This window comes from Pinirhizobacter soli (assembly GCF_015905305.1).
GTDB lineage: Bacteria > Pseudomonadota > Gammaproteobacteria > Xanthomonadales > Rhodanobacteraceae > Pinirhizobacter > Pinirhizobacter soli.
In genome coordinates this window covers 1,947,015-1,971,192 of record NZ_JADZLQ010000001.1, presented here as the reverse complement: position 1 = coordinate 1,971,192, position 24,178 = coordinate 1,947,015, and the positions used below count along the sequence as shown (strand labels likewise).

At 62.1% G+C, this 24,178-nt stretch carries 26 protein-coding genes; 21 read left to right on the top strand and 5 right to left on the bottom strand.

All coding sequences use genetic code 11. From position 1 onward, the window contains the following. Positions 1 to 23: 23 nt before the first annotated feature. The 5 genes from NDK18_RS19410 to NDK18_RS08720 all read left to right on the top strand — a co-directional run bounded on the left by NDK18_RS19410 (position 24) and on the right by NDK18_RS08720 (position 5,916). The gene (locus NDK18_RS19410; RefSeq protein ID WP_345777074.1) at positions 24 to 2,687 is read left to right on the top strand and encodes a membrane dipeptidase; all 2,664 of its coding nucleotides are present in this window, start codon (positions 24 to 26) and stop codon (positions 2,685 to 2,687) included. Positions 2,688 to 2,748: 61 nt separating this feature from the next. Further along, positions 2,749 to 3,441 (top strand): M15 family metallopeptidase, encoded by a 693-nt coding sequence (locus NDK18_RS08735; protein WP_425600629.1) that lies wholly within the window; start codon positions 2,749 to 2,751, stop codon positions 3,439 to 3,441. 9 nt (positions 3,442 to 3,450) lie between these two features. Next, positions 3,451 to 4,506, top strand: coding sequence for a serine hydrolase domain-containing protein (locus NDK18_RS08730; protein WP_486644315.1), 1,056 nt, complete (start codon positions 3,451 to 3,453; stop codon positions 4,504 to 4,506). A 96-nt stretch (positions 4,507 to 4,602) separates the two neighbouring features. Further along, positions 4,603 to 5,082 carry a hypothetical protein gene (locus tag NDK18_RS08725; protein ID WP_250624675.1) on the top strand — a complete coding sequence of 160 codons (480 nt, stop codon included), beginning with the start codon at positions 4,603 to 4,605 and terminating at the stop codon, positions 5,080 to 5,082. Between the two features lie 114 nt (positions 5,083 to 5,196). Next, complete coding sequence (locus NDK18_RS08720) at positions 5,197 to 5,916, top strand: nuclear transport factor 2 family protein (protein ID WP_250627543.1); 720 nt, start codon at positions 5,197 to 5,199, stop codon at positions 5,914 to 5,916. A gap of 3 nt (positions 5,917 to 5,919) precedes the next feature. Here the strand turns inward: NDK18_RS08720 and NDK18_RS08715 are convergent, their stop codons facing one another. Then, entirely contained in the window at positions 5,920 to 6,840 is a 921-nt protein-coding gene (locus tag NDK18_RS08715) for an OmpA family protein (protein ID WP_250624677.1), read from the bottom strand. A gap of 475 nt (positions 6,841 to 7,315) precedes the next feature. Here NDK18_RS08715 and NDK18_RS08710 point away from each other — a divergent pair, with 475 nt between their 5' ends. From NDK18_RS08710 to NDK18_RS08640, 15 genes are all read left to right on the top strand, one after another. Next, positions 7,316 to 7,597, top strand: coding sequence for a pilus assembly protein (locus NDK18_RS08710; protein ID WP_250624678.1), 282 nt, complete (start codon positions 7,316 to 7,318; stop codon positions 7,595 to 7,597). 149 nt (positions 7,598 to 7,746) lie between these two features. Further along, on the top strand, positions 7,747 to 9,351 hold the full coding sequence (locus tag NDK18_RS08705) for a pilus assembly protein TadG-related protein (protein ID WP_250624679.1): 1,605 nt from the start codon (positions 7,747 to 7,749) through the stop codon (positions 9,349 to 9,351). Between the two features lie 14 nt (positions 9,352 to 9,365). After that, complete coding sequence (locus NDK18_RS08700; RefSeq protein ID WP_250624680.1) at positions 9,366 to 10,205, top strand: hypothetical protein; 840 nt, start codon at positions 9,366 to 9,368, stop codon at positions 10,203 to 10,205. Positions 10,206 to 10,229: 24 nt separating this feature from the next. After that, positions 10,230 to 11,135, top strand: a complete 906-nt coding sequence (locus NDK18_RS08695; protein WP_250624681.1) for a TadE/TadG family type IV pilus assembly protein — start codon at positions 10,230 to 10,232, stop codon at positions 11,133 to 11,135. Further along, positions 11,122 to 11,802 carry a hypothetical protein gene (locus NDK18_RS08690; protein WP_250624682.1) on the top strand — a complete coding sequence of 227 codons (681 nt, stop codon included), beginning with the start codon at positions 11,122 to 11,124 and terminating at the stop codon, positions 11,800 to 11,802. Before NDK18_RS08695 ends, NDK18_RS08690 begins: the two co-directional genes overlap by 14 nt. Positions 11,803 to 11,814: 12 nt before the next feature. Then, positions 11,815 to 12,006 carry a hypothetical protein gene (locus NDK18_RS08685; protein ID WP_250624683.1) on the top strand — a complete coding sequence of 64 codons (192 nt, stop codon included), beginning with the start codon at positions 11,815 to 11,817 and terminating at the stop codon, positions 12,004 to 12,006. 13 nt (positions 12,007 to 12,019) lie between these two features. After that, on the top strand, positions 12,020 to 12,796 hold the full coding sequence (cpaB, locus tag NDK18_RS08680) for a Flp pilus assembly protein CpaB (protein ID WP_250624684.1): 777 nt from the start codon (positions 12,020 to 12,022) through the stop codon (positions 12,794 to 12,796). A gap of 3 nt (positions 12,797 to 12,799) precedes the next feature. Then, a complete protein-coding gene (locus NDK18_RS08675) occupies positions 12,800 to 14,137 on the top strand; it encodes a type II and III secretion system protein family protein (RefSeq protein WP_250627542.1) in 1,338 nt (445 codons plus the stop codon). Between the two features lie 9 nt (positions 14,138 to 14,146). After that, the gene (locus tag NDK18_RS08670) at positions 14,147 to 15,826 is read left to right on the top strand and encodes a TadA family conjugal transfer-associated ATPase (protein ID WP_250624686.1); all 1,680 of its coding nucleotides are present in this window, start codon (positions 14,147 to 14,149) and stop codon (positions 15,824 to 15,826) included. Positions 15,827 to 15,830: 4 nt separating this feature from the next. Further along, a complete protein-coding gene (locus tag NDK18_RS08665) occupies positions 15,831 to 16,679 on the top strand; it encodes a type II secretion system F family protein (RefSeq protein ID WP_250624687.1) in 849 nt (282 codons plus the stop codon). Beyond that, a complete protein-coding gene (locus NDK18_RS08660) occupies positions 16,676 to 17,566 on the top strand; it encodes a type II secretion system F family protein (protein ID WP_250624688.1) in 891 nt (296 codons plus the stop codon). The genes NDK18_RS08665 and NDK18_RS08660 overlap by 4 nt, the downstream gene beginning before the upstream one ends. Next, a complete protein-coding gene (locus tag NDK18_RS08655; RefSeq protein WP_250627541.1) occupies positions 17,563 to 17,916 on the top strand; it encodes a DUF192 domain-containing protein in 354 nt (117 codons plus the stop codon). The genes NDK18_RS08660 and NDK18_RS08655 overlap by 4 nt, the downstream gene beginning before the upstream one ends. Next, a complete protein-coding gene (locus NDK18_RS08650) occupies positions 17,913 to 18,686 on the top strand; it encodes a tetratricopeptide repeat protein (protein ID WP_250627540.1) in 774 nt (257 codons plus the stop codon). Before NDK18_RS08655 ends, NDK18_RS08650 begins: the two co-directional genes overlap by 4 nt. Then, entirely contained in the window at positions 18,683 to 19,321 is a 639-nt protein-coding gene (locus tag NDK18_RS08645; RefSeq protein WP_250624691.1) for a pilus assembly protein, read from the top strand. Before NDK18_RS08650 ends, NDK18_RS08645 begins: the two co-directional genes overlap by 4 nt. Beyond that, a complete protein-coding gene (locus NDK18_RS08640) occupies positions 19,318 to 19,941 on the top strand; it encodes a hypothetical protein (RefSeq protein ID WP_250624692.1) in 624 nt (207 codons plus the stop codon). Before NDK18_RS08645 ends, NDK18_RS08640 begins: the two co-directional genes overlap by 4 nt. 13 nt (positions 19,942 to 19,954) lie before the next feature. Here the strand turns inward: NDK18_RS08640 and NDK18_RS08635 are convergent, their stop codons facing one another. Then, complete coding sequence (locus NDK18_RS08635) at positions 19,955 to 20,167, bottom strand: hypothetical protein (RefSeq protein ID WP_250624693.1); 213 nt, start codon at positions 20,165 to 20,167, stop codon at positions 19,955 to 19,957. A 308-nt stretch (positions 20,168 to 20,475) separates the two neighbouring features. On the opposite strand from NDK18_RS08635, the gene NDK18_RS08630 reads away from it, so the two are divergent. Further along, complete coding sequence (locus tag NDK18_RS08630; RefSeq protein ID WP_250627539.1) at positions 20,476 to 21,510, top strand: cupin domain-containing protein; 1,035 nt, start codon at positions 20,476 to 20,478, stop codon at positions 21,508 to 21,510. 25 nt (positions 21,511 to 21,535) lie between these two features. Here NDK18_RS08630 and NDK18_RS08625 read toward each other — a convergent pair whose 3' ends face one another. The 3 genes from NDK18_RS08625 to NDK18_RS08615 are packed head-to-tail and all read right to left on the bottom strand — an operon-like array spanning position 21,536 to position 24,162. Then, positions 21,536 to 22,156: a DedA family protein gene (locus NDK18_RS08625; RefSeq protein WP_250624695.1), complete on the bottom strand. Its 621-nt coding sequence runs from the start codon at positions 22,154 to 22,156 to the stop codon at positions 21,536 to 21,538. Positions 22,157 to 22,211: 55 nt separating this feature from the next. After that, the gene (gene dnaG, locus NDK18_RS08620) at positions 22,212 to 23,948 is read right to left on the bottom strand and encodes a DNA primase (RefSeq protein WP_250624696.1); all 1,737 of its coding nucleotides are present in this window, start codon (positions 23,946 to 23,948) and stop codon (positions 22,212 to 22,214) included. Positions 23,949 to 23,988: 40 nt separating this feature from the next. Then, entirely contained in the window at positions 23,989 to 24,162 is a 174-nt protein-coding gene (locus NDK18_RS08615; RefSeq protein ID WP_250624697.1) for a DUF1328 domain-containing protein, read from the bottom strand. Positions 24,163 to 24,178: the final 16 nt, after the last annotated feature.

Here is a 24,178-nt window from a genome sequence, read left to right as displayed (position 1 = left end):
ACCGGAAAAGGTGGCCAGTTTCGATGAAGACCCTTCGCAATGTCCTATGGCTCTTCGCCGTCGCTGCAGGCGCGGCCACGGCGCAGACCACCGAGCCGCTGACCATCGACACCCACGTGGATATCCCCTTCGGGTATATGCGCGAATCCCGCTTCGACGTGGGTAAGGACACCCAGCTGAAGGTCGACCTGGGAAAGATGGAGCGCGGCGGCCTGGATGGCGCCTTCTTCGTGATCTATGTAGGGCAGGGACCGCTGACCACCGCCGGCTACGCCAAGGCCGTGGCGCAGGCGGCGAAGAAATACGATGCCATCGACCTGATGCTCAAACGCTATCCCGATCGCATCCGCATGGCACGCACGCCCGAAGAAGTACGCGCCAACCATGCCGCGGGCAAGCTCTCGGCGATGATCGGCATCGAGAACAGTTATTCGCTAGGCCATGACATCAAGCGCCTGGATGCCGCCTTCGCCCGGGGTGCGCGCTATCTGGGTCTGGTGCATGTGGGCAACAACGACCTGTGCGGCAGTTCGCTGCCCGACACCAAACTCGGCGACAAGGCCGACGACAACCTGGGCATCACCGACTTCGGCCGCCAGGTGGTGCGCCGGGCCAACCAGCTGGGGATGATGGTGGACATCTCGCACGCCTCCGACGCCTGCGTGCGCGACGTGCTGGCGCTGTCCACGGCGCCGATCATCGGCTCGCATTCCTCCTCGCGCGCCATCACCAACCACCCGCGCAATCTTCCAGACGACCTGCTCAAGGCCATCGCCGACAAGGGTGGTGTGGTTCAGGCCGTGGCCTACAAGGAATTCCTGAAGATCGATCCGGCCCGCGAGGCGGCCGAGAAGAAGATGCAGGCGGCAGTGGCCAAGGGTGCCGGCGACAAGGAATACGACAGCGAGAAGCACGACTACCTGCCCGCCTATGCCCAGGGCATGCGGCAGATCCAGAAGGACCACCCGCTGGCGACGCTCGATGATTACCTGGACCACATCCAGCACATGGTGAAAGTGGCCGGCGTCGACCACGTGGGCATCGCCTCGGACTTCGATGGCGGCGGCGAGATCACCGGCTGGATGGATGCATCCCAGACGCACAACGTCACCGCCGGGCTGCGCGCGCGCGGCTTCAGCGAGGCCGACATCGGGAAGATCTGGGGTGGCAACCTCCTCCGCGTCTGGGCCCAGGTGCAGCAGGTATCGCATCCCTACGACCGCTTGTTCGACGAGGCGGTGGCGCGTTTCCACATACCCGGGTTGGCGGTGGGCGTGATCGACCACGGCCAGGTGGTGTTTCGCCGTGCCGCGGGTGAGCGCGTGGTGGGCTCCGGGCAGGCGGTGGATACCGGCACGCTGTTCAAGATCGCCTCGAATTCCAAGGCCATGACCACCGCGATGCTGGCGCGGCTGGTGGCGGCGGGAAAGCTGCACTGGGACGATCCGGTGACGAAGTACCTGCCGCAGTTCAGGATGTACGACCCCTGGGTGACGCGCGAGATCCAGGTGCGCGACCTGCTGATCCACGACAGCGGCATGCGCGCAGGCGCAGGTGATCTCATGTTGTGGCCGGAGCCGAACGACTTCACCCGCAAGGACATCCTGGCGGGCCTCGCCTACCTGAAACCGGCCTACAGCTTTCGTTCGCGCTACGCCTACGACAACCTGCTGTACGTCGTTGCCGGCGAAGTGGCATCCGCTGCCGGCGGCGCACCTTACGAAACTCTGCTGCGGCGCGAGGTGTTCAAGCCCATGGGGATGGATCGTTGCCAGGTCGGCGCCTTCAGTCGCGATGGCGTAGGCAATGTGGCCCAGCCGCATATCCGCAAGGACGACGCCAACGTACTTATCCATGCCGATGGGCCTGAAGTGCCTGCGATCACGTCGGCCGCGGCGGGCGGCGTACGCTGCAGCCTGGACGACATGCTGCGCTGGGCCGATAACTGGCTTGATCCCACGCCAGCTGATTTGAAATGGCTCGATGCCGACCAGCGCCGACCCTTGTGGTCGGCGCAGATGCCGATGCCGATATCCGGGCACAAGCGTGCCTGGGACGACACCCATCTTTATGCCTACGGTTACGGCTGGCGCCTGGCCGATGTGGATGGTCGGTGGAGCGTGTCGCATACAGGCACGCTGGCGGGCATGTACTCCACGCTAAGCCTGCTGCCCGACGAGAAATCGGGATTCGTGATCCTGATGAACGGTGGCGGCGAGGATGCGCGCGATGCGCTGGCCGAGGCGCTGATGAAGCAGTTCACCGCCCCGGGAGAGCAGCGCACGGTCGGCTACTTTGCTGATCAGATGAAGCAGGCGGCCGCTGCGCCGGAAAAGGCCTCGCGTGCGCCGGATACGTCGTCCCGAAAACCTGTGTCGGTGGGTGATGCCTCAGCCTACATCGGCGTGTGGCAGGACCCATGGTTTGGCCAGGTTTCGATCTGTCCACTCGCCGACGGCAAGGTCGGCTTCGTCTCGGCACGGTCGCCCATGATGGAGGGTCATCTCGAACGCGTGGGCAAGCGCGACCTGGTGCAATGGCATCACCCGGAGGCTGATGTCGAGCCCTGGCTCGATGTCGGCAGTGATGGTGTGATGCACTTGACCAAGGTGGATCCCGATGGCGATTTCAGTAACGATTTCGAAGACCTGGCGTTCAAGCGTGTTGGTGATTGCGCGCGGCGTTGATGTTCCCGTGGCTTATACGGCCATGAGGGCCACGGCGGCGCGAAGGGTGTGCAGGCGAGTCATGCCTTTGCTGGTGTGCATGATCGTTGTCGCGCCCGCATGGGCGGCACCACCCCCGGCGCTTTCGCCGGCCATGACTGCCGCTGAAGCGGGCCTGGTGGATGTCCGCAGTCTCGTTCCGGACATGAGCGAAGCGATTCACTATGCAGGCTCCGACAACTTCACCGGAGTCGTGGTGGACGGCTACCGTGCACCGAAGTGTTTCCTGTTGCGGCCGGCGGCCGAGGCACTGGCACGCGTAGAGCATGCTTTGCGAAAGCAGGACATGCGCTTGCGGATCTTCGATTGCTACCGACCGGCGCGAGCCGTGGCCGCCTTTGTCCGCTGGGCCTCCAATCCTGATCAGTCCACGCGCGCGGTGCATTACCCGAAGGTGGCGAAGTCTGCCCTGCTGGGTGAGTACATCGCCCCGGTGTCCGGTCATAGCCGTGGTGCAACGGTGGATCTCACCCTGATGCAATGCCATGGTGGCAAGGACTGCGCGCCGTTGGACATGGGCACCGAGTTCGACTTCTTCGACCCGCTGGCGCATACCGATGCGTCGGGTGCCACGCCTGCCCAGCACGCCAACCGCCAGCGGTTGCTCAAGGCGATGGCGGCAGCAGGCTTCGAGAACTACGCGCCTGAGTGGTGGCATTACACGTTGAAGGACGACCGTACCCCGAACCTGATCTACGACGCGCCAGTGGAGTAAGCCATGCGCATGTCAGCCTGGTTAGTGTGTCTTGCCGCCGCGCTTGCGTGCGGCTGTACGAGCACGCCATCGCGCCAGATGGCGGCCGTAGATGCGTTGATGCAACGCTACCAGGGCAAGGTTCCGGGCGCCTCGCTGCTGGTGATCAAGGATGGCAAGGCGCTGGTGAATCGGGGCTATGGCCTGGCGGAGCTGGAAAGCGGCAGGCCGGCCGCGCCCGACACCAATTACCGCCTGGCTTCGGTGACCAAGCAATTCACCGCGGCCAGCATTTTGTTGCTGGTGCAGGACGGCAAGTTAAGCCTGGATGATCCCATCCATCGATGGCTGCCTTCGCTGCCGCCGACAGACGACGGCATCACCATCCGGCACCTGCTGACACACACCGGAGGGCTGATCGACTACGAGGACATCATGTCGCCCGATACCCAGGTGCCTCTGCGCGATGCCGACGTACTGAAGCTGCTGGAAGGTGAGCGCCGTACCTATTTCCCGCCAGGGACGAGCTATCGCTACAGCAACGGCGGCTATTCGTTGCTTTCGCTGGTGGTGGAGAAAGCCTCGGGCATGAGTTTCCAGGCTTTCCTGAAGCAGCGAATTTTCCTTCCCTTGGGAATGACCAATACGTTGGCCTATGTCCAAGGCGGACCGCCGGTGCCAAACCGTGCTTTCGGCTACAGCTTGATCGACGGCCATTGGACGCGCACCGACCAAAGCATGACTAGTGCGGTGCTTGGGGACGGCGGCATCTATTCCTCTATCGACGACATGGCCAAGTGGGACGCCGCGTTCTACGAGAATCGGCTACTGAGCGAAGAATCACGCCGGTTGGCCTTCCACCCATGGACGAAGACAGACGACCCGTCCATCGAGTATGGCTTTGGGTGGCGGATCACCGGCGAGACCGAATGGCATTCGGGAGAAACCATCGGTTTCCGCAACGTGATCGTGCGTTATCCGAAACGGCATTTCACGGTAGTCCTTCTGACCAACCGCAATGATCCGGAACCCTATCGCACGGCATTGGATATCGCCGACGTATTTCTAGGCGAAGGCAAGCGATAAGCGTCGATCCACGACCACTTTGATTGCTGCCGATATCCGGTACGGCAGGCACGATGCGAATGACAAGATGGCGGCTTCCCACCACGGAGCTCCACGATGCTTCTACCCGTATTTTCCGCGATGGTTCTGGCGGTCGCGACACCTGTTGGATCGCCAACCACGTCTCAAATCGCGCCTGTTTATGTCGATGCGACCGAGTACCGGGGCGGCGAGGGCTGGGATGCCTTCTACGATCTTGAGCGTCGCCTGGCCAGGGACTTCGACGACGTCTGTGGCGACACCTTTTGCGAAGGCGAGTACAGCAACATCCAGCACTTGCGCTACCGGTGTTCGGTGCGTGTGGCCGATGGGGTAATGGGCGAATGCATCTGGACCTTCGCCGGCAGCAACCAGGAGGTGGACCAGGCCTCGGGCAAGGTGGTGGTTGACGGTCGCATTTGGCAGTGCAAGTCGCCGATCGTGCCCGGTACCACGCTCGGGGAGTTCTACCAGGCGCTGGCTGGCCGCGATGCGATCGACGCGCCCTTGCCGCGTGGCGGAAGGTCGATATACGACGGGCTTACCGACTGTTTATAGGATCGACATAAGGGGATGCCGACCCTGCCGGTCGGCACCCTGCCATAGGTACGGGATGGCAAGTGAAGGCCTCTGGTGCATCCTGCCGCCACTTACCCTGATGGAATCGCCAGCATGCGCCGCGCCGTCATCTTCCTGTTGCTGGCCGTACCCTTCGCCTCGGCCTGGTCGGCGACCAGCCCAGAAGCGGAACTCAAGCGCCTTTCCCAGCAGTTCTCCGATGCCTCGGCCAGTGGCGATGCCGCCACCCTCGGCCGGCTGCTGGATGACCGCGTGGTCTTCATGAATGAGAGCGGTGAGCTTTCCAGCCGTGCCGACATCCTGGCCGGCACGCAGCCCCCGCCGGCCGGCCGGCACAACGAACTGCTGCAGACCGACTGGAATTTCGTGCTGCAGGGTGACACCGCGGTCACCAGCTTCACCGACAACGGTACGTTCACCATCGGCGACATCGTGACGCACGCAAGCTTCAAGTCGATCGAGACCTGGCAGCACAAGAAGGACGGCTGGAAGATGATCTCAAGCCAGACACTTGCCGTGCAGGACGATCCGGCCGCGGTCACCTTGCCCGCGGCCGATCTGGACCAGTACGTCGGCACTTACAAAGCTGGCACGGCGGTCACGGTGAAGATTACCCGTACGCCGCGCGGGCTTGAGAGCTCCACCAACGGTGGAGCGGCGAAGGAGCTGGACGCCGAGGTGCGCGACGTATTGTTCACCCCGGGCCAGCCACGCATGCGGCGGATCATCCAGCGCGATGCCGCCGGTCATGTCACCGGCTTCATCGCCCGCCGCGAAGGACATGACCTGGTCTACAAGAAGCAGGTGTCCTGAGCTCTACTGCTCCACCAGTTCCACGCGCCGGTTCTTCGCCTTGCCTGCGTCGGAGTGGTTGCTGGCTACCGGGGCATAGGACGCCAGTCCCTTGGCCGACAGGCGGTTCGCGGCGATGCCATAGGTGGTTGTCAGTGCCTTGACCACAGACTCGGCACGCTGCTGGCTGAGGGTAAGGTTGCGCGCCAATGCACCGGTATCGTCGGTGTGGCCGACGATGTACACCTTGAGGTTTGGCTGCTTGTGCAGCAGGTCGCTCATCTGCTTGAGCGTGGGGTCGGACGCCGCGGTCAACTTGGCGCTGTCGGTGTCGAAGGTGAGGCCGTAGAGGGCGATCTTGCCTTCGGCGGCGAGGCCTTTGGACATGGCGTCGGCGTCTACGGTGACCTGGCCCGTTGCCATCGCTCCACTCTCGACGATGGTCACCAGCACGCCGACACCGGCGTTGGTGCCTGCAACCATCAGCCCGACGTCAACCTGGCCTCCATTGCGCTTCAATGTCGCACCGAAGTAGCGCACATCTCCGTGCGTCGACTGCAGCAGGTCGAGCATGTCGCCCCGGTGTTCGGCATCGGCGTCCAATATGGCGCTTGAGTAGTCGCGCGAGAAATCGTAGCCACCGCAGTCCCGCGTTGCCGGCGAGCATTCAAAAAACGGACGGAATCCGGCGCCCTCGAGTGCCTGCGTGTAGTTCGCCATGATTTCCACGGGCGTCTTGCCGGTGGGCGATTCATACGCGATGCGCGTGACTTTGCCTTTGACGACTCGCCTCAAGCCTGCCGCGTCATCCTTGAAGGCTGCGGAAGGCAACGAAACTTCATCGAAGGCTTGCGTGGCATAGCCCACGATCTTCGAACCAGTAAACCGGGTAACCAGGGGATGGTCGCTGCTACCAGAGATGTCCGCGGCAGTAGCGGATGACATATAAAAAAGCAAGGAAATGGCGCACAGAGCAAAGGATTTGCCAAATATGTTCATGGTTTCACTTTTGTGAAATTGCGTTTATAGGGTGTTTAGTTTCAGATGAAATCTGACTAGGCCGCCTAGCCAATGTTGTGAATCGGCCATCCTGAACGTTTTTTCTTACTTGTTCAATACAGTTGATTTGATTGACAAATTTTGCCGCCTTAACGGCAAATTGCACACAATCTACACATATATCTGAATTTAAGCTGAATATTCCTGTTCAGTGAAATAAATCTGATACGTGATGCGACAAAATTTGTCGTAAGGTGACGCTGCTGGTCACGTTTCGTGTTCTATCCGATGAGGGGCGTCGACGACAGCAGCTAACTAGCTGATAACACGCCGTTTTTTGCGATTGGCAAAATGGAGCGGGCTAGGGGGCAAGTTCTCACACTCGTAGCAGTGTCCGACTTAGCAAAAGGGGTACAAACGCATGAAAACGACGATTCTTCGTAATGGCATCCGTGTCCGTCAGCGCGGCCAGGGCATGACCGAGTACATCATCATCACCGCGCTGATCGCCATCGCGGCCATCGCGGCCGTGGCTTACTTCGGCGGCACCGTTCGCGCCCAGGTGGGCGGCATGGCCCAGGAGCTTTCGGGCAAGAACGCTCAGTCGGCCATCGGTGATGCGGGTAAACAGTCCGCGGCCGCATCCAAGGAAGGCCAGGCCGACAAGGGTCTGAACAAGTACAACAACACGGTCGCGCACTAATCCTAGGACCGATGGTGTCCGGTTCCGGGCATCTCACTACGGCGGATCCACGTGGCCTTCTTCAAGAGGGCCGCGTGGAAACGTCGACCTTGGATTTGTAGAACCGCCGGACACCTGCCTGCCATGCAGGGCAGCAAGAAGGGGGCTAGATGATTACTCGACAAGGATCAAGACGGCAGGGTAGCGCCCGGCCGCCCAAGGTAACGTTTGCCCCTTCCCGGGCGCGTGGCCAGGCGCTCATCCTTTCGGTCATTTGCTTGTTGGTGTTCTGCGTCGGCCTGATTGTCCTGTTCAACACGGGGCAGGTCGTCAACAAGAAGCTTCAGCTCACCAACACCGCCGACGCTGCTGCGTACAGCGCTGCCGTGCAGGAAGCCCGCGCACTCAACCTCATCGCCTACCTCAATCGGGCCCAGGTGGCCAATGAGGTATCCGTGGCGCAGATGGTGAGCATGCACTCGTGGGTCAATTTCATGATCAACGGCACTGACAACATCAAGAGTGTCGTCGAGAAAATCGGGCTGATCGCGGACTTCACGATTGTCCTGGCTGAAGCCGGCGCCGCGCTGGAAGAGTTCGCGACGGCCCTGCAGGAAATAAAAACCGTGATGATCGAAGGGCGCGACTTGATGCAGACGGCATTCAGCGTCGCGACCGTGGCGCTGAGCGCCGCGAACGAAGCCTATTCAGGCGCATCTTTCCTGATTGCAGAATCACAGGTCGGCGACATCCCCAATGTCGTCACCAGCGTGGTGAAGGCCAATACAGCGCCCGTACCCGGGGGCACCGACAAGGAAGCATCCGTCAGTACGCTTGGCATGGGCGTCCTGGTAAGCCAGGCGGAGCTGGCCACGCGGCAATACATCAAGACCTACAGCGTTCCCAGCGGTAACGCCGTACACAACGCCGATGCCGATCGTCTGTTGAACGTGGTGATGGAAGCGCGCGACGGCTTCTCCAAGGATCGCAATACCGACTCGGCAAATCATGCCTTCGACATCAAGGTCAATATTCCCCTCGTGATCAACCTTTTCATGGGCAAGCGCGGCGGCACGGACCTTATCAACTACAACCACTGGGTGGGAATGGACTCGCTGTCCTTCAAGTTCTCCCTTGGTCCGTGCACATTCTTCGGCGCGTGCACAAAGGTCGACTTGCCGATGGCCTACGGCGGCGCCGCGGCCACGAAAAGCCCGGGCGCCAACTTCCGGAGCCTGGCCAACCCAGGTGTCAACAACGGCCAGGGCTGGACGTCGCCTTACGATCTGGACAACCACGTTCACATCGCCCGCTACAACGGCGCCATGGACAACAACAAGGCCGGCCAGAAAGCGCTGAGCAATCCGGCGCAGCCGAGCAACAGCAACGCGATCATCAGCGGCTACCTGGGGCTGCATTCGTACGAGGACATCGCCAAGAACAAGGCGACGGTGCCTTACGGAACAACCGGCGACGTCGGGCCGATCTTCAGCGTGGTCGTGGAGCAGAAGATGGCCGACGTACGCACCAGCAGCAACGTCGCGGGCATTGGTGGTCCGCCCGACTTCCAGGTGCCCGACAGTGCGCCGAATAATGCGATGACGGCCCTGGCATCTGGCCAAACTTATTTCGATCGACCGCGCACGTTGTTCCCGCGCGACGACAAGGAGCAGGAAATGGGCAACCTGTTTAGCCCCTATTGGCAGGCACGGTTGGTCGACACGCCCGAGGCGCTGAAAGCTTCGCTGTTCGGCGCAGGCGCCGTGGGTCTTTGAAGGAGGCAGTAGTAGTGCGAGCAGTATCGATCAAGCATGCACGGACGGTTGCAGCGGCGTTGGCGCTGGTGTCACTTGGCGCCTGTTCAAGCGGCGAGCCGGCGAGCGCCGCAGGCACAGACAGCAGCGCACCAGCGAAGGCTGGCGATTTCCCCAGCATGCACGTGGTGCAGACCGTGGTGATGCTTGCCGACGGGCAACCGCAAGAGCAGGTCGAATACCAGAAGGCTCTCGCGGTCTGCCAGAAGAGCGGCCTTCCCACGCGCGCCCTCGGCGCCGACGAAGTAACCAAGGTGGGGCAACGGCGCGTCGAGACATGGCTCTCGGGCGGTCAGGAAGCCCGCCATACCGAACAATGGCAGCAGACATTGACATCCCCATGCCAGTTCAAGCTGGTCCACGAGGACAAGCTCGACATCAGTCATGCCGACGGCAGTTCGTGGACGCTGGACATGGCCGAGCACAAGGGGCAGAAGCAGAACAATGGCGCGCCGACCGCGCCCACGCCCCTGGATTCCAGCGACGGCAAGCTCGACGACGCCGCGCGACAGGGCGGTTTCACCACGCCGGGCAAGGATGCGGTGGGTGGTCAATCCTGCCAGATCTGGCAGTCGTCCTCCGGTGACCAGGCCTGTGTATGGGACGGCGGTCGTCAGTGGGGGTTTTCGGCTGATGGCCGCGCACTGGCGGGTAGCGACGGCCGTCCCGGCAGTGACGATGTGGTCGTGCTCTGGACGAAACCTGCCAAGGGCACCGGCTGGCAACTGAAGACCGACGAGATGAGCGTGGGCGCGAGCACTGGCGATGCCCCGTTCAAAGTCCCGGCCAATGTGGCGGTGGATACCACGCAATAAATAACGGGATGCAGGGAGGGGGCTATGCAGACAAGCCGTTCGAACATGGCGCTGGGCGCGTTTCGCCGCGGTACGCGCACGTCCCAGCGTGGGCAGAGCCTCGCCGAGGTCGCCATCGCATGCATCGTGCTGGTGCCGATGTTCCTGATGATCGGGCTTCTTGGCCAGTACATGCATCTGCATGTGCAGACCCAACAGGCTGCCCGGACGGCTGCCTGGGACGCGGCCGTGCATCCGAACCTGGTGAAGAATGCCTTGCCAGCCACGGCGGGCGAGCAGAATCGCTTCCTGGCCTGGCAATACGGGACGACCGACGTTGCATTGAAGACCAATCCAGCCGCGACCACCAAGGTGGGCGACACGATGTTCACCACGTTCGCCGGACGCGACCTGGTGCTTGCCCGCAACGTCACGCTGACCAAGTACACCAACACGGAATCTCCCGCGGTGATGTCCAAGGCGCTGGACAAGATCGGCGCGATCACCAGCAAGATCGGGCTGGGAAGTTTTCCGCCCGACCGCGAAGGATTGATCTCGGCCGAAGTCCACGCCAAGCCCGAGCACATCACCGACACCAGTGGACAGGCGCTTCCGTTCCTCGATCCGCTCGATCACCTGGACTTGGACTTCTATGGTCGAACCGTGCTCCTGGCCGACGCATGGGATGCGAACGGACCGGGTGAGGCAGCCGATGGCTCGCCGCAGAACGATACGGCGCGAAAGGTGCGTGCTGCCATCCGACCGCTCACGCCTGCCAATTACCTGGGCGACAAGGCCGACGCGCTCGTCGATAAAGTCCGCGTGTTGCTTCAGCTGCCAGTGATCTCCGAGCTCGCCGGGTTCTTCATGGCGGGTATTCCGCCCGAGATCGGCAAGGCCGCCCCGGATGTCATTCCGTCAGACAAGTTGAAGCGCTATGGCAGCAAGTAGGCGCGCACCACGCATTCCGGTGGCTGCCGTCCTGGCGCTGGCGGTGAGCCCGGCCATGGCGGCATCGTGGCCTACGGCGAAGCTGCCCGAGGATACCGACAGTGCCACCGTCACCAAGCACATGATCTACAACGGCGTGGAGATGCGTACGCAGATCTTCCGTTCGCGCCAGACCACCGACCAGATGCTGACGTACTTCCGTAAGCAGTGGGGGCCAAAAGTGGTGGCCAACGACTTCGAAGGATGGAAGATCCTCGGGCATCGGGACGGTGATTACTACGTCACCGTGCAGGTTCGTCCGGAGGGCGAGGGCAGCCGGGGCGATATCGGCATGACCTTGATTCCGGAAAAGCGCCAGAAGATCGAACTCGGGCATGGAGTGCCGCGCCCGGACAACACGGTGGTGTTCAACGACATCGAGTACCCGGACGACGACACCGCCGCCCGAACCTTGGCCATGGTGAACAGGCTCTCGCCACAACAGAACTCCGCCTACTACATCTCGAAGATGCGGTCCGACGGGTGGACCAATGCCGGCGACAACACATGCGCCGCGGGTGTCGCTGGTTGCCTGCTGAACTACGAGCGCGGCAAGCAACGGATGACGGTCGCCATTACCCGGGGCGACAACCACAGCAACATCGTTGTCAACCTGACCGGTTCGTGAGCGGAATCCACCATGCCCAAGCCTACTTTCACTGGATTCACGCGCCGCCGCCAGAGGGGCACCGCCGCCACGGAGTACATCGTGGTGTCGTTGTTCCTGGTGCTGGTGTTGTTGACCGGCCCTAATGTGATCAAGCAGCTGATGGACGCGTTCAAGAGCGCCTATGCAGCATTCCTGTACACCCTTTCCGCGACGCTTTTCTGAAGGTAAGCCCTACATGCTGAAGGTCAATAGAAACCTCCTGTTCGTGGTGATCGCCCTCGTCCTTGGCGTGTTGGCGAGCATGCTTGCCGTTCGCTATGTCAACAGCGAGGTCGCCGCGCGCACGCCGATCGACAACACCAAGACCGTTCCGCTCGTGGTGCCGACCCATGCCGTTGAGAAGGGCGCCGTGCTTACTGCCGACGACGTCTCCGAACGCGACGTTCCCGATGGGTTTGTCCCGGCTGATGCGATCACGCCTGCCAACTACCAGCAGTACCTGGGCCAACCGCTGCGGGCACCGCTCGCCGAGGGCGTGCCGATCCCCGGCAGCGCCGTGGACCTGGTCACCGACCACTTCTCCAACATCATCAACAAGGGTGACGTCGCCTACACCATCCAGGTCGATGACAACAGCTCGATCTCGGGGTTGATCGTCCCTGGCGACCACGTCGATTTGCAGCTTCTTATTACCAGCGAAGAGAAATCCCGGATCGTGCCGTTGCTCGGCAGCGTGCTTGTGCTGGCTACCGGAAAGCATGCCAAGGGCGTGCAAACGGAAGGCAAGACCGACGTGAACTACTCGAACCTGACCCTGGAGCTGGCGCCGGGCGATGCGCAGCGCGTGGCTGTGGCAAGCAAGGCCGGCGATCTACGCGTGATGCTGCGTACCGCCGGCAACGTGGATCCCTTCGGGCTGAGCGTACTGAGCCAGGACGACCTGTTGCGCATGAACAAACCTGCGCGCAAAGGCGTATCGGGCGTGGAATTTATCATTGGGGGAAAGGGTTGATACATGGCATTTGACAGCCTAGCGCGGCAGGCACGCCGCGCCATCTTCATCACCGGTTGCGTACTCGCGCCGGCGATCATCGCGCCGGAACAAGCGCATGCCGCCTCACCGGTGCTACCGGAGCAGGTAGGCATGTATGCGGGGCAGGCGTCGGTCTATTCGGTTCCCGGGGCACTGAAGCGGATCGCCGTGGGTAACGGCAATCTCATTGAAGTGAAGGTCATCGGCAAGAACGAGTTGGTCATCATCGCCAACAAGCCTGGCGATACCAACGTGCAGCTATGGTTCGCCAATGGTCAGCAGCGCATGGTCAGCCTGCATATTGGTGAAGGTAACGGCGAGCAGATGGCCGACGTGGTCAAGCGCATGCTGGGCGACATCCAGGGCGTGGAGGTAACGCCAGTGGGCAGCAATGTAGTTGTCACGGGGAGCAATATTGGCTCGGGGGAAAGCAGCCGGATCGATGCGATCAAGAAGATCTACCCCCAGGTGATGAACTTCACCAGCACCAGTGCGGTGGAGATGCAGCCGATGGTGATGATGCAGGTGCGCATCATGGAATTCGACAAGAAGGCCATGAACCAGATCGGCATCCAGTGGGATACGTCGATCCAGGGTCCAGTGGGCGGCCTGCTGCATGACTTCGTCACCAATCCCTACTTTCGGGTGATTCCGCCCGATCCGGGACTTACCAATCTGGCCAACTATCCAACCCGCGTGCCGGGAACACAAAGTTACCTGGGGCTTGCCACGACCATTGGTTCGAGGATCAACCTTGCCATGCAGACGGGCAGTGCGTGGGAACTGGCTACCCCGCAGCTAAGTGCACGCAGCGGTGGCTCGGCCGACTTCCTGGTCGGTGGCCAGGTGCCGCTTCCGGTATCGAGTGGGTTTGGCGAAACCACGGTCGAGTACAAGGACTACGGCATCAAGCTGCATCTGGAGCCGGTTGTCAGTGCGGACGGTGACATCTCGGCCAAGATCGAGACTGAACTTAGCAAGATCGATCCCACCGTCGTGGTCGCCGGGTATCCCGGCTTCATCACCCGTCGCTCCAATGCCGAGGTGAACGTCCACGAGGGCGACACGATCGTCATCTCGGGCCTGGTCGATGCCAATGCCACCAAGGAGATGGACAAGATGCCCGGCCTGGGACAGATCCCGGTCCTTGGCGAGCTCTTCCGCTCAAGGAGTTTCCAGGCCAACCGCACGGATCTGGTGGTTTTCATCACGCCCTACGTGATCGGCGCAAAGACCAAGGAAAACCTCGACCTGATCGAGCACAGCAAGCAGATGGAATCGGACTTCCGAAAAAATGTCGGCAAAGACATCGTCGACTAAAGGTGCCCCATGTTTGACGTATTGATCGAGACACCCAACCGCGACAGCCGCCAGGTGCGGTGCTTGAACGACTCGTGCGGCATTGGTCGCAGCGAGGGCAACCTGGTCATCCTGCAGGGATGGAATATTGCAGGCGACCACGCCGCATTCCGCCTGCGCAACGGCGGGGTATTCATCGAACTGATGGGCGGAAAGGGCCAGGTTGCGGTCAACGGGCAGCGGGTGCGTGATGCGCACGGACCGCTTCATCGTGACGACGTGGTGACCATCGGAGCCTACCGCCTGCGTGTCCTCACCGACGAAGCGGACCCGACCTCGAAGATAGCGCCGCCCAAGCAGGCGGCCGCCAATTCCGATGCGGTTCCTCCCGCGGCGGCGGCAACGCAGTTGGTACCGGTTACCCCGACCGATCCGGGCATGCTGGAGTACCGTTTGCAGGTGCACGCCGCCCTGGTGCGCCAGATGGACCTGCGACGCGTCGACGTACACGGCATGTCCGATGTGGAGCTGCGGGCCAAGACATCGGAGTTGATCGACGAGATCATCGATCGCGAATTCCATGACCTACCGCGTACGATCAATCCGCGCCGCCTGGCCAAGGAGGTGCTCGACGAGGCCATTGGACTGGGTCCCCTGGAGGACCTGCTCGACGACGATAGCGTCACGGAAATCATGGTCAACCGGGCTGACCAGATCTTCATTGAGCGCGCGGGGCGGATTCAGGAATCACCAGTTGTATTCAGTAGCGACAAGGCCGTGCTCTCGGCCATCGAGCGCATCGTGTCGCCTCTTGGCCGGCGCATTGACGAAAGCTCGCCCATGGTGGACGCGCGCCTGAAGGATGGCTCGCGCGTCAATGCCGTGATTGGGCCGGTGGCCTTGCGTGGCCCGAGCATCAGCATTCGTAAGTTCGCCAAGCGAAAACTGATGGGCCAGGATCTGCTCAACTTCGGTTCGCTCAACGAGGAGATGCTCGAGTTCCTCATCATGGCGGTGCGCGAACGCCGTAACATCATCGTCACCGGTGGTACCGGTTCAGGTAAAACGACGCTTCTCAATGTGCTCTCCAATTTCATTCCCGATACCGAGCGCATCGTCACCATCGAGGACGCAGCGGAGCTGAAGCTCAACCAGCCGAACCTGGTGGGCATGGAGGCGAGGCCTGCCAACCTGGAAGGAAAGGGCCTGATCACCATTCGCGACCTTGTTCGCAACGCGCTGCGTATGCGTCCGGACCGGGTGATCGTGGGCGAGTGCCGCGGTGGCGAAGCGCTGGACATGCTCCAGGCGATGAATACCGGCCATGAGGGATCGATGACCACGGCCCATGCCAATTCGCCTCGCGATGCACTTTCGCGTCTTGAGGTGATGGTGCTGATGTCGAGCATGGACCTGCCGATGACGGTGGTGCGGGAACAGATCGCCTCGGCGCTTGACCTCATCATCCACCAGCGTCGTTTTCCTTGCGGCTCGCGCAAGATCACCTACATAAGCGAGATTACCGGCATCGAGAGCGGGACGATCCAGAGCCAGGACATCTTTACCTTCCGCGCCCGCGACCAGAATGGTCCGGAGGGGCGGGTGCGAGGTGAGTTCTCGCCGACAGGCGCCGTGCCTGAGTTCTACGAGGAGCTGGCCGAGCGTGGCGTACCCGTCGATCTTGGAATATTCCGCAAGCAAGGAGATTGAACAGGTGGATCCCCGCGTTATCGCCGTCATCGTATTCGCCAGCATCAGTTTGCTGGCCTATGTCGCTATCAGTAATTCTGGTGTTTTCTACGGACGTTACCGCGATACGTTTACCACGACGGCCACGTTCAACCTCTCGGACATGTTCATGTTCATGGACGCGCGCAAGCTGTTCATGGCAAACGTCGTCGCGCTGGTCATCCTACCGCTGTTCGTCTGGCTGGCCACCGGTAACCCGATCCTTGGCGTGGGCGTCCTTCTGCTGCTGGTATTCCTTCCCCGCAAGGCGTACGCGTGGATGCGCCAGCGACGCATCGACAAGATCCAGGCGCAGCTTCCCGACGGGCTGATGATGATCGCCAGCAGCATGCGCGCAGGCCTTGGTTTTGCTCCTGCACTGGAAAGCCTTGCCCGCGATCTTGACCCTCCCCTGTCGCAGGAATTTTCCCTGGTCCTTCGTGAGCAGCGCATGGGCATCAAGCCGGACGAGGCGCTGGAGAACTTCAACCAGCGCGTGCCGATCCCCGATGTAACACTGTTCGTTTCGGCTGTCGGCATCTCGCGCGATGTGGGCGGCAATCTGGCCGAGAGCATGGCATCGCTATCGGACACGCTCCGCCGGCGCCTGATCATGGAAGGAAAAGTCAAGGCGCTGACTGCGCAAGGCCGCCTGCAGGGCATCGTGATGGCCTTGCTGCCTGTCTCCATGGTGACGTTTCTCACCCTTGCCTATCCGGAGACGATGCAGCCCATGTTCCACACGGTCATTGGTTGGGGCGTGGTTGCCATTGCCGGTGTCATGGAATTCCTCGGCTACAAGATGTGCCAGAAAATCATGAGTATCGACGTATGAGTTTTTTGCTCATTGCCACCGTCGCCTGCGCGGCCATCGCTGCCTCCCTGGGTTTCTGGAGCATCTTCTCGTTCATGCGGGAGCAGCCGCAGCAGGATCGCAACTTCCAGGATCCACTGCCGTTCGGCCTTCGCGTGATATGGCCGCTGGTGAACCTTGCGACCAATCTCGTCGGACCACGCCTGTCGCCGAACCGGCTTGAACCGGCGCACAAGCAGCTGCAGGTGGCCGGGCAGGACTTCGTGCTTACGCCCGAACAACTCTATGGATTGCGGATAACCGCAGTGGTACTGGTGGCTGCATTTGCGTGGGTGCTGCTTGCCTTGCTCGACAAGCACGGCTTCACGCTTTACGCGTTCTGCATGCTGTTCGGTGGCGCGATCGGTTGGTTCTACCCCGACCTGTGGCTTGGCGAACGACGGAAGAAACGCCAACGCACGGTGATCAAGGACCTGCCGACCTTCCTGGACTTCATCGTGATGTCCGTCGAGGCGGGCCTGAACATTACCGGCGGTATCGAGCAGGCCACGACCAAAGGGCCGGACGGTCCGCTGTCGCAGGAATTTTCTCGATTGCTGCGCGACCTGCGTTCGGGCCTTCCGCGCGCTGAAGCGCTAAGGCGCATGTCCGATCGCATGGATATGGCGCAGATATCGAGCTTTACCGGCGCGCTGATCCAGGCCGATCGCATCGGCGCGAGCCTCGGCGGCACCTTGCGTGCCCAGGCGGGACAGCGTCGCGAAGAACGTTTCCTGCGTGCCGAGAAACTTGCGCTCGAGGCGCCGGTAAAAATGATGCTGCCACTGGTGATGTTCTTTTTCCCGCTGATCTTCCTGGTGTTGGCGTACTTCATCTTCCTGCGCATGAAACAGGAGGGCATCCTGTGAAGCTCGGTGCCATTTTCCGCGGCGACGAATGCCTTGTGCCTCGTGCCTGGCGGGCCGCCACGCCATGGACCCGCTTGCGCGGCCTGCTTGGACGGCCACGTCTTGCGGCCAGCGGTGCGGAAGCGTTGTTGTTGGAGCCTTGCCCTTCGGTGCATACCTTCGGCATGCGTTATGCGCTTGACCTGGTATTTCTCGATGCGCAGGACAGGGTGGTCGGTACGGCGGCGGAGGTAAGGCCATGGCGAACACGCGCGGCGCGCGGCGCGCGAAAGACATTGGAACTGGATGCGGGCAGCCTGGCTGTCCTGCGCGTGCAAGAAGGGGAGACGCTCTTATGGCGCGAACGATGAAGATGAAGCTGGCATGGCTGTGCTGCATGGCCCTTGCCGGATGTAGCTCCGCTCCCGCGCGTCACGCGGCGAAACTCGACTCGATCCTGCAAACGCAGCAGCAAGCCGACCAGGCCTACACTTCCGGCGACATGGCAGGTTCCATTGCCCTGTACCAGAAGCTGACCGAGGCTGTTCCCCAAGAGGCAGATTACTGGTACCGGTTGGGTAACGCCTACGCGCGACTGCAGCAGCCCGACCAGGCGGTCGATGCCTACCAGCAGGCGATCAAGCGCAACGGCGCGCATGCACGTGCATGGCATAACCTCGCTATCGTGCGCATGCGCCAGGCGCAGGCAGCACTCATTGTCAGCGTCAGCAGTGCCGCCAAGGACGACCCGATCCGCGCCCAGAGTGACCAGTTGCTCAAGGCATTGGAAAAGGCGGGCCCCGCTACTGCGGACGCCGACCGTCCTGGCAGTACAGCATCACCGGCGAGCGATGCGACCCAGGGTAGCATCGCGGTGACCGTACCCCTGCCCGATACCCGAAGCCGAGGGCCGGATCGGCTGACCGCAGCGGTCGATGCAAGACTTCCCCCTTTGGTTGGACGCTCGCCGATCGTGGTAAAGCAGCCGGAGGAACCGGTGACACCCGTGGAGGTTCCCGTGAACGCGACTGATTCGGTTCCTGTGGACGTACTTGACGGTAACGGCCACAAACTGGAAACACCGGCCGCGACGACGACGGCGGCTTCTCGTGTCACCACCACGCCGGCCAAGTCGCCATGAACCGGGGATGGAAGCGGCAGGGTGGTCAGTCGCTTACCGAATTCCTGGTAGCGATGTTCGGCTTCGGTTTCCTGTTGCTGGGGCTGCTGCAGGCCATCCTGTTTTACCGAGCGAAAGTATTGGTCGACTACGCCGCCCAGGAGGCTGCCAGGGCGGGGGCCACCAGTGGTGTTGACCACACGAAGATGGTCCACGGTTTTGCCCGTGGATTGGCGCCGCTCTACGCCACGGGCAACCCGGGTACCGCCGGGGCAGCTTTGGCGCTGGGCTCGGCCGAGCTTGCCCTGACGACCGGATCTGGCTCGATCACAGTCATAAGCCCCACGCGCGCGGCTTACAACGACTTCGCCGAACAGCAGTTCGACGGCAAGAAGGCACTGCCCAACGATAGCCTCTATTTCCGCCCTGATACGGTTGGCAGGTCCAGTGGGCTGAACGTGCAGGATGCCAATTTGCTGAAGATACAGGTGACGTATCGCTACCGCCTGATCGTGCCCGTCATCGACAAGCTGATTGGCACACAGGATGTCAGCGGTTCGATACTTGCCGGACACACCGTCTATTACCTTCCCATCGTTGGCGAGGCGATGGTGCGCATGCAATCGCCGATCTACAACTCAGGAAACCTGCCTTGAGGTTACGATGGCTGGCCTTGATATCGTTGGTCGTGCCGGTTATCGCGTCGGCCGACGAAGGCCCCGACGTCACGATGAAAGGTGTGCTCAGCGGCGATGGCGTCCGGTTCGGTCCAGCCACGGGCAGTGCCACGACCATTGCGCAGACCGTGCAGGTGAAGGGCGATCGCATCCGCATCGACTTTGCCGCCAACGGCCGCGAGGGTGCGGTCTTTCGGCAGGGCGAAAAGGCATGGCTTGTTAGCCTGGAGCAGCACGTGGCTTTTGCTTTGCCATTGTCCCCGGCTGGACGCATGTGGATGGTCAACCCACAAGAGCCTTGCCATGCGACGGGCTTTCCTTGTGCGGCGACTGGGCAGCTGAAGAGAATCGCGGGAGTACAGGCAAGGGAATTGCGCTTTCACGATGCCGGAGCGCAAGGCCCCGATGGAACCGACCGTGGTTCATTGTGGATCGACGCGGACTCCGGAGCCGTGCTGTCTTTCGATGCGCAGGATGTATCCCACCGGCAGCACGCATGGTTGGCGTCTTCGGTGTCGTACTCGCCATTGCCAGATACGACGTTCGTTATTCCCCAGGGCGTGCACGCGGTGCCGGGACGTAAACCCGACAAGCACTGATAAAAGAGAGTGCCTAGCTTATGACCGTCCGGACGAGGCCGGCGTGCGAGCGCGCGGTCGCGATGCGGAACAGGAACGATGCGGCAAGCGTGGCCAACACGCCAGTGACAATGGCCGGTATCGAGAACGCCACGACGTAGCACCAGCTGGCGAGCATGAGCGCAGCGCCCACTTTGGCAGCGCGGGTCTTCTCCGCGACCGTCGCCCCATAAACCACCCCAGCCATGCACCCCGAGCATTTCATCGCCCCCGGATGCAACGACGACCCACAACGATGGCAATGGTGTCCGCTCATGGGTCGCTCCTGTGGTGGTCTCGCCATGCTTATCGGCAGGTTCCCGGGGAACTGAAGCCTACCCCGATGGCGGGCGGTCAAGTACGGGCAGGATGCTCCACGGTTCCTAACCGTAACTATTTAATCTCCATAGCGTTTTCATCTCTTCTTGGCCCTTGACCTGCACTGCCGCCAGCAGCATCGTGTGCCCCGCCGCGGCCCCTGCCGCGGCATTGATGCACGGCAAGGAGCCAGAACGCATGCAGAAGAAAGTCCAGGTCATCGCACGCGATGCCATCGAGCCCCTGCACCGGGTGGATGTCGGAGGTACGGTGCACGAATTGGGGACGGTCAAATCCTTCGCCCGGGTGCCGGCGCTGGCGGAGTTCATTCCGTCGCATACGGGGGTGGCGATGAGTTGGGTGCACCTGGCCGGCGGCCAGGAATTGGGTGCGCACCGCCACGAGGAACGCGGGATGGTGCTGGTCTGCGAGGGTACGGGCGAGGTATTCGGCGACATCGAGCGGCCGCTGGCCGCGGGCGACGCTGTGTTGGTGACGCCCGGGTGCCTGCATGGCTTTCGTGGCATTGGCGACGGGTTCTGGGGCATCTCGATGCAGTTCAACGGCTCGACGTCTTACGACGGGCCCGAGGAGCCGCGGATCACTTTCGAATCGTCGCCGTCGCGGCCGATAGAACGCCTGCTGGCGCGTAACGACGCGCGGATCGCGGCTTTCTCGCGCAGCGAACTGGTGAAGCTGGTGGATGAGTCCGATGGGCTGGATGCCGCGGTGCGCGAGCGTCTGCTGCATGGCCTTCAGACGTGGTCGGATTTCTTCCAGCGCCTCATGCACCTGCGCGCAGCACTCACCGTCGACCACGACCAGCAGCGCGTGGCGGTAGAGCACCTGGCCGAGGAACTGGGCCATAACGACAACCTGCGAGAGCAACGCGGCGGCACGCACGTTGCCTGCACTGATTCGATCCTGCAGGCGGCGATGCACTGGTTCAAGCACGCGATGATGGTGGGGTCGGACCATGAACGCACCCTGTTGATGCATCTGGTGCTGGAGGCGAGCGGGGAGGTCTTCTTCAAACAGGCATCAACTGTCTTCGAAGACATGCCTTACTTCCATGAACATGCCCAAGACGATGGAGATCATGCCGCCTACGGCGTGGACCTGCTGCGTCGCGCGCCGGCGTCAACGATGCCCGCACTGGAGCAGACGCTAGAAGAAGGCTGGGACATGATGACCGTGCTGTGCGATCGCATGGCGCAACTGGCCAGGGCCTAGCCGCGGCGGAGTCGGAGTCGGGGTTCTATTCCGTCCCCGACTCCGTACAGTGGCGACGGCGGCGCAGATACCAGAACAGCAACAGCAGCGCCACGACCAACGCAATCCATAACCCCGTCTGGCCGCGCTTGATCCACATCGCCAGCCACTGGTGGTTATTGGCACCGAAGTAGCCCAGGTACACCCAGATCGGCACGCTGATCAGCGCGGCGCAGCCATCGAGCAGGAAAAAGCGCCAGAACGACACGCGATGGGTGGCGCCGGCGCTGATGTATACCGCCGTACGCATGCCCGGCAGGAAGCGCGCGAAGAACATCATGCGGTTACCGTAGCGGGCGAATTTTTCCTGCACCTTGGCATAGCGCTCGGGTGTCAGCAGGCGCGCGACGAAGCGCACCTTCAACACGCGCGTGCCGTACTTGCGTCCCAGCAGGAACATGGTGGAGTCGCCCAGCAACACGCCCACCATCGACACCACGAACATGGTGTGCACATTGCCGTAGCCCAATCCGGTGATCACGCCGCCGGCGACCAGGGTGATGTCTTCGGGCAGGGGAATTCCCGCGCCGCAAAGCAGCAGTGCGATGAAGACGGCCAAGTATCCGTTCTGGCCGAAAATGTCGATGAGGCGCTCGAGCAGGTCCATCAGGGCCCACGGTTCCTGTGCGGCCTTGGATGATCCCATGGAAGGGGGGCAGGCGTCATTCGTCCGTGAACGATTGGGGCGGGCGTATCGTAAACAGTTCTCGAAGCTCGGCTTTTTCCGAGTTATCCAGGCCCATCGAGCGCGATTTCTCCTGCAGGAGCGTTTTACGTTGCACCACGGCCTGGTGCTTCATCCGTTCCAGGGCGTGCAGGAATTCCACCTTCTGCATCTCCGGCTCGCCAACCACGTCCGCCCGGGCCAGCTTGTCGAGCGCTGCGTGTTCCTCGCGGCTGGCGAACTGTTCCACCAGCGTGGCGGGGTTGATGCCCGGCCGGCTTCGCGCGATATCGATCAACTCGGCCAGCAGGCCCACGCCGGGTTTGTCCAGCGCCAGGAAACCATAAGGCCGCTCGACGAGGTCGGCCAGGCCCGGTTGCGCAATCAACAGGGTGATGGCGGTGCGCACCAGGCTGCGCTGCACCGGTGCGTTGCGCTGGTGCGGCTGGCGGGAGTGGGCTTCGGGCTGGAAGGTTGCCTTCGCTCCCGTACGTCGCTCCAGCTCCGCACCCATGAGGTCGCGGAAGGCGCCATCGGGCAGCTTGGCGATCAACGGCCGGGCGCGTTCGGCCAGGCGGGCTCGCCCGTCAAGGCTACCCAGTTCCACGTCGCGGCCAAGTTCGGCAAAGAAATATTCCGAAAGCGGCGTGGCCTTGTGCATGCGCTTTTCGAAGCCTTCCTTGCCTTCCTTGCGCACCAGGGTATCGGGGTCTTCGCCGTCGGGAAGGAACAGGAAGAACGCCTGGCGTCCGTCGCGCATGCGCGGCAGCACCGATTCAAGCGCACGCCATGCCGCCTGCTTGCCGGCGCGGTCACCGTCGAAACAGAACACCACGTCGGGCGTGGCGCGGAACAACACTTCGGCATGGTCGGGCGTGGTTGCCGTGCCCAGCGTGGCCACGGCAATCGGCAGCCCCGCCTGGTGCAGGGCGATGACGTCCATATAGCCCTCGACCACCACGATGCGCTCAAGGGTTTTGTTGGCCTGCTTTACCTGCCACAGCGCGAAGAGCTCTTTTCCCTTATGGAAGAGGGGAGTTTCCGGTGAGTTGAGGTATTTCGGGCCCTGGTCGCCGGTGAGCACGCGTCCGCCGAAAGCGATCACGCGGCCGCGGCGATCGAGGATCGGGAACATCACCCGTTCGCGGAAACGGTCATAGCGGTTGCCGCGCTCGTTCGCGGCCACCATGCCCGCTTCATTCAGAAGCTTAAGGCGCGTCTCGGAATTGCCCAGCGCCTTGATCACGCCATCGAACCCGGCCGGTGCCCAGCCGATGCGGAAGGCCTTGATGGTCTGGGCATCCAGGCCGCGGCGCTTGACGTATTCCTTCGCCTCGGCGCTCTTGGGCAGTTGGTCTTCGTAGTATTGCGCCGCGCCATCGAGCAGGGCGTAGAGGTCGGTCTTGTCCTCGCGCGGGGCGGCGTCGCGGCCGCCTTCGTAAGGCACCTTCAGGCCCACCGACTGGGCGAGTTCTTCCACCGCGTCGACGAATTCCAGGCGCTCGTATTCCATAAGGAATTTGATCGCGCTGCCGTGCACGCCGCAGCCGAAGCAGTGGTAGAACTGCTTCTGCGGGCTCACGTAGAACGAGGGCGAGCGCTCGTTGTGGAAGGGGCAGCAGGCGGTCCATTCGCGCCCGGCCTTTTTAAGCGGCACGCGCCGCTCGATCGTGTCGACGATGTCGACACGGGCAAGCAGTTCGTCGATGAAGGAATCGGGGATACGACCGCGCATGGGGCATTGTAGCGGCCAGCGCGGCCCGGGGCTGGCCCGTCTAGAACGCCATGTGGAAGATGCCGACCACGGCCAGGATGGCGATGATGAAGAAGATCAGGAAGATCGCGAACAGGACCTTGGCGATGGTCCCTGCGGCACCGGAGATACCGGTAAAACCGAGGGCGCCGGTGATCAGCGACACGATGCCGAAGATGATGGCCCACTTGAGCATGGCAGGACTCCGCTAA

What these genes read in the sequence shown, in the direction of transcription:
- cpaB (WP_250624684.1), top strand. Translation starts at nt 12,020, where the DNA reads ATGCTGAAGGTCAATAGAAACCTCCTGTTCGTGGTGATCGCCCTCGTC.
- NDK18_RS08685 (WP_250624683.1), top strand. Translation starts at nt 11,815, where the DNA reads ATGCCCAAGCCTACTTTCACTGGATTCACGCGCCGCCGCCAGAGGGGC.
- NDK18_RS08670 (WP_250624686.1), top strand. Translation starts at nt 14,147, where the DNA reads ATGTTTGACGTATTGATCGAGACACCCAACCGCGACAGCCGCCAGGTG.
- NDK18_RS08710 (WP_250624678.1), top strand. Translation starts at nt 7,316, where the DNA reads ATGAAAACGACGATTCTTCGTAATGGCATCCGTGTCCGTCAGCGCGGC.
- NDK18_RS08725 (WP_250624675.1), top strand. Translation starts at nt 4,603, where the DNA reads ATGCTTCTACCCGTATTTTCCGCGATGGTTCTGGCGGTCGCGACACCT.
- NDK18_RS19410 (WP_345777074.1), top strand. Translation starts at nt 24, where the DNA reads ATGAAGACCCTTCGCAATGTCCTATGGCTCTTCGCCGTCGCTGCAGGC.
- NDK18_RS08720 (WP_250627543.1), top strand. Translation starts at nt 5,197, where the DNA reads ATGCGCCGCGCCGTCATCTTCCTGTTGCTGGCCGTACCCTTCGCCTCG.
- NDK18_RS08630 (WP_250627539.1), top strand. Translation starts at nt 20,476, where the DNA reads ATGCAGAAGAAAGTCCAGGTCATCGCACGCGATGCCATCGAGCCCCTG.
- NDK18_RS08615 (WP_250624697.1), bottom strand. Translation starts at nt 24,162, where the DNA reads ATGCTCAAGTGGGCCATCATCTTCGGCATCGTGTCGCTGATCACCGGC.
- NDK18_RS08645 (WP_250624691.1), top strand. Translation starts at nt 18,683, where the DNA reads ATGAACCGGGGATGGAAGCGGCAGGGTGGTCAGTCGCTTACCGAATTC.
- NDK18_RS08735 (WP_425600629.1), top strand. Translation starts at nt 2,749, where the DNA reads ATGCCTTTGCTGGTGTGCATGATCGTTGTCGCGCCCGCATGGGCGGCA.
- dnaG (WP_250624696.1), bottom strand. Translation starts at nt 23,948, where the DNA reads ATGCGCGGTCGTATCCCCGATTCCTTCATCGACGAACTGCTTGCCCGT.
- NDK18_RS08715 (WP_250624677.1), bottom strand. Translation starts at nt 6,840, where the DNA reads ATGTCATCCGCTACTGCCGCGGACATCTCTGGTAGCAGCGACCATCCC.
- NDK18_RS08625 (WP_250624695.1), bottom strand. Translation starts at nt 22,156, where the DNA reads ATGGACCTGCTCGAGCGCCTCATCGACATTTTCGGCCAGAACGGATAC.
- NDK18_RS08705 (WP_250624679.1), top strand. Translation starts at nt 7,747, where the DNA reads ATGATTACTCGACAAGGATCAAGACGGCAGGGTAGCGCCCGGCCGCCC.
- NDK18_RS08650 (WP_250627540.1), top strand. Translation starts at nt 17,913, where the DNA reads ATGAAGATGAAGCTGGCATGGCTGTGCTGCATGGCCCTTGCCGGATGT.
- NDK18_RS08690 (WP_250624682.1), top strand. Translation starts at nt 11,122, where the DNA reads ATGGCAGCAAGTAGGCGCGCACCACGCATTCCGGTGGCTGCCGTCCTG.
- NDK18_RS08695 (WP_250624681.1), top strand. Translation starts at nt 10,230, where the DNA reads ATGCAGACAAGCCGTTCGAACATGGCGCTGGGCGCGTTTCGCCGCGGT.
- NDK18_RS08635 (WP_250624693.1), bottom strand. Translation starts at nt 20,167, where the DNA reads ATGGCTGGGGTGGTTTATGGGGCGACGGTCGCGGAGAAGACCCGCGCT.
- NDK18_RS08675 (WP_250627542.1), top strand. Translation starts at nt 12,800, where the DNA reads ATGGCATTTGACAGCCTAGCGCGGCAGGCACGCCGCGCCATCTTCATC.
- NDK18_RS08660 (WP_250624688.1), top strand. Translation starts at nt 16,676, where the DNA reads ATGAGTTTTTTGCTCATTGCCACCGTCGCCTGCGCGGCCATCGCTGCC.
- NDK18_RS08730 (WP_486644315.1), top strand. Translation starts at nt 3,451, where the DNA reads ATGTCAGCCTGGTTAGTGTGTCTTGCCGCCGCGCTTGCGTGCGGCTGT.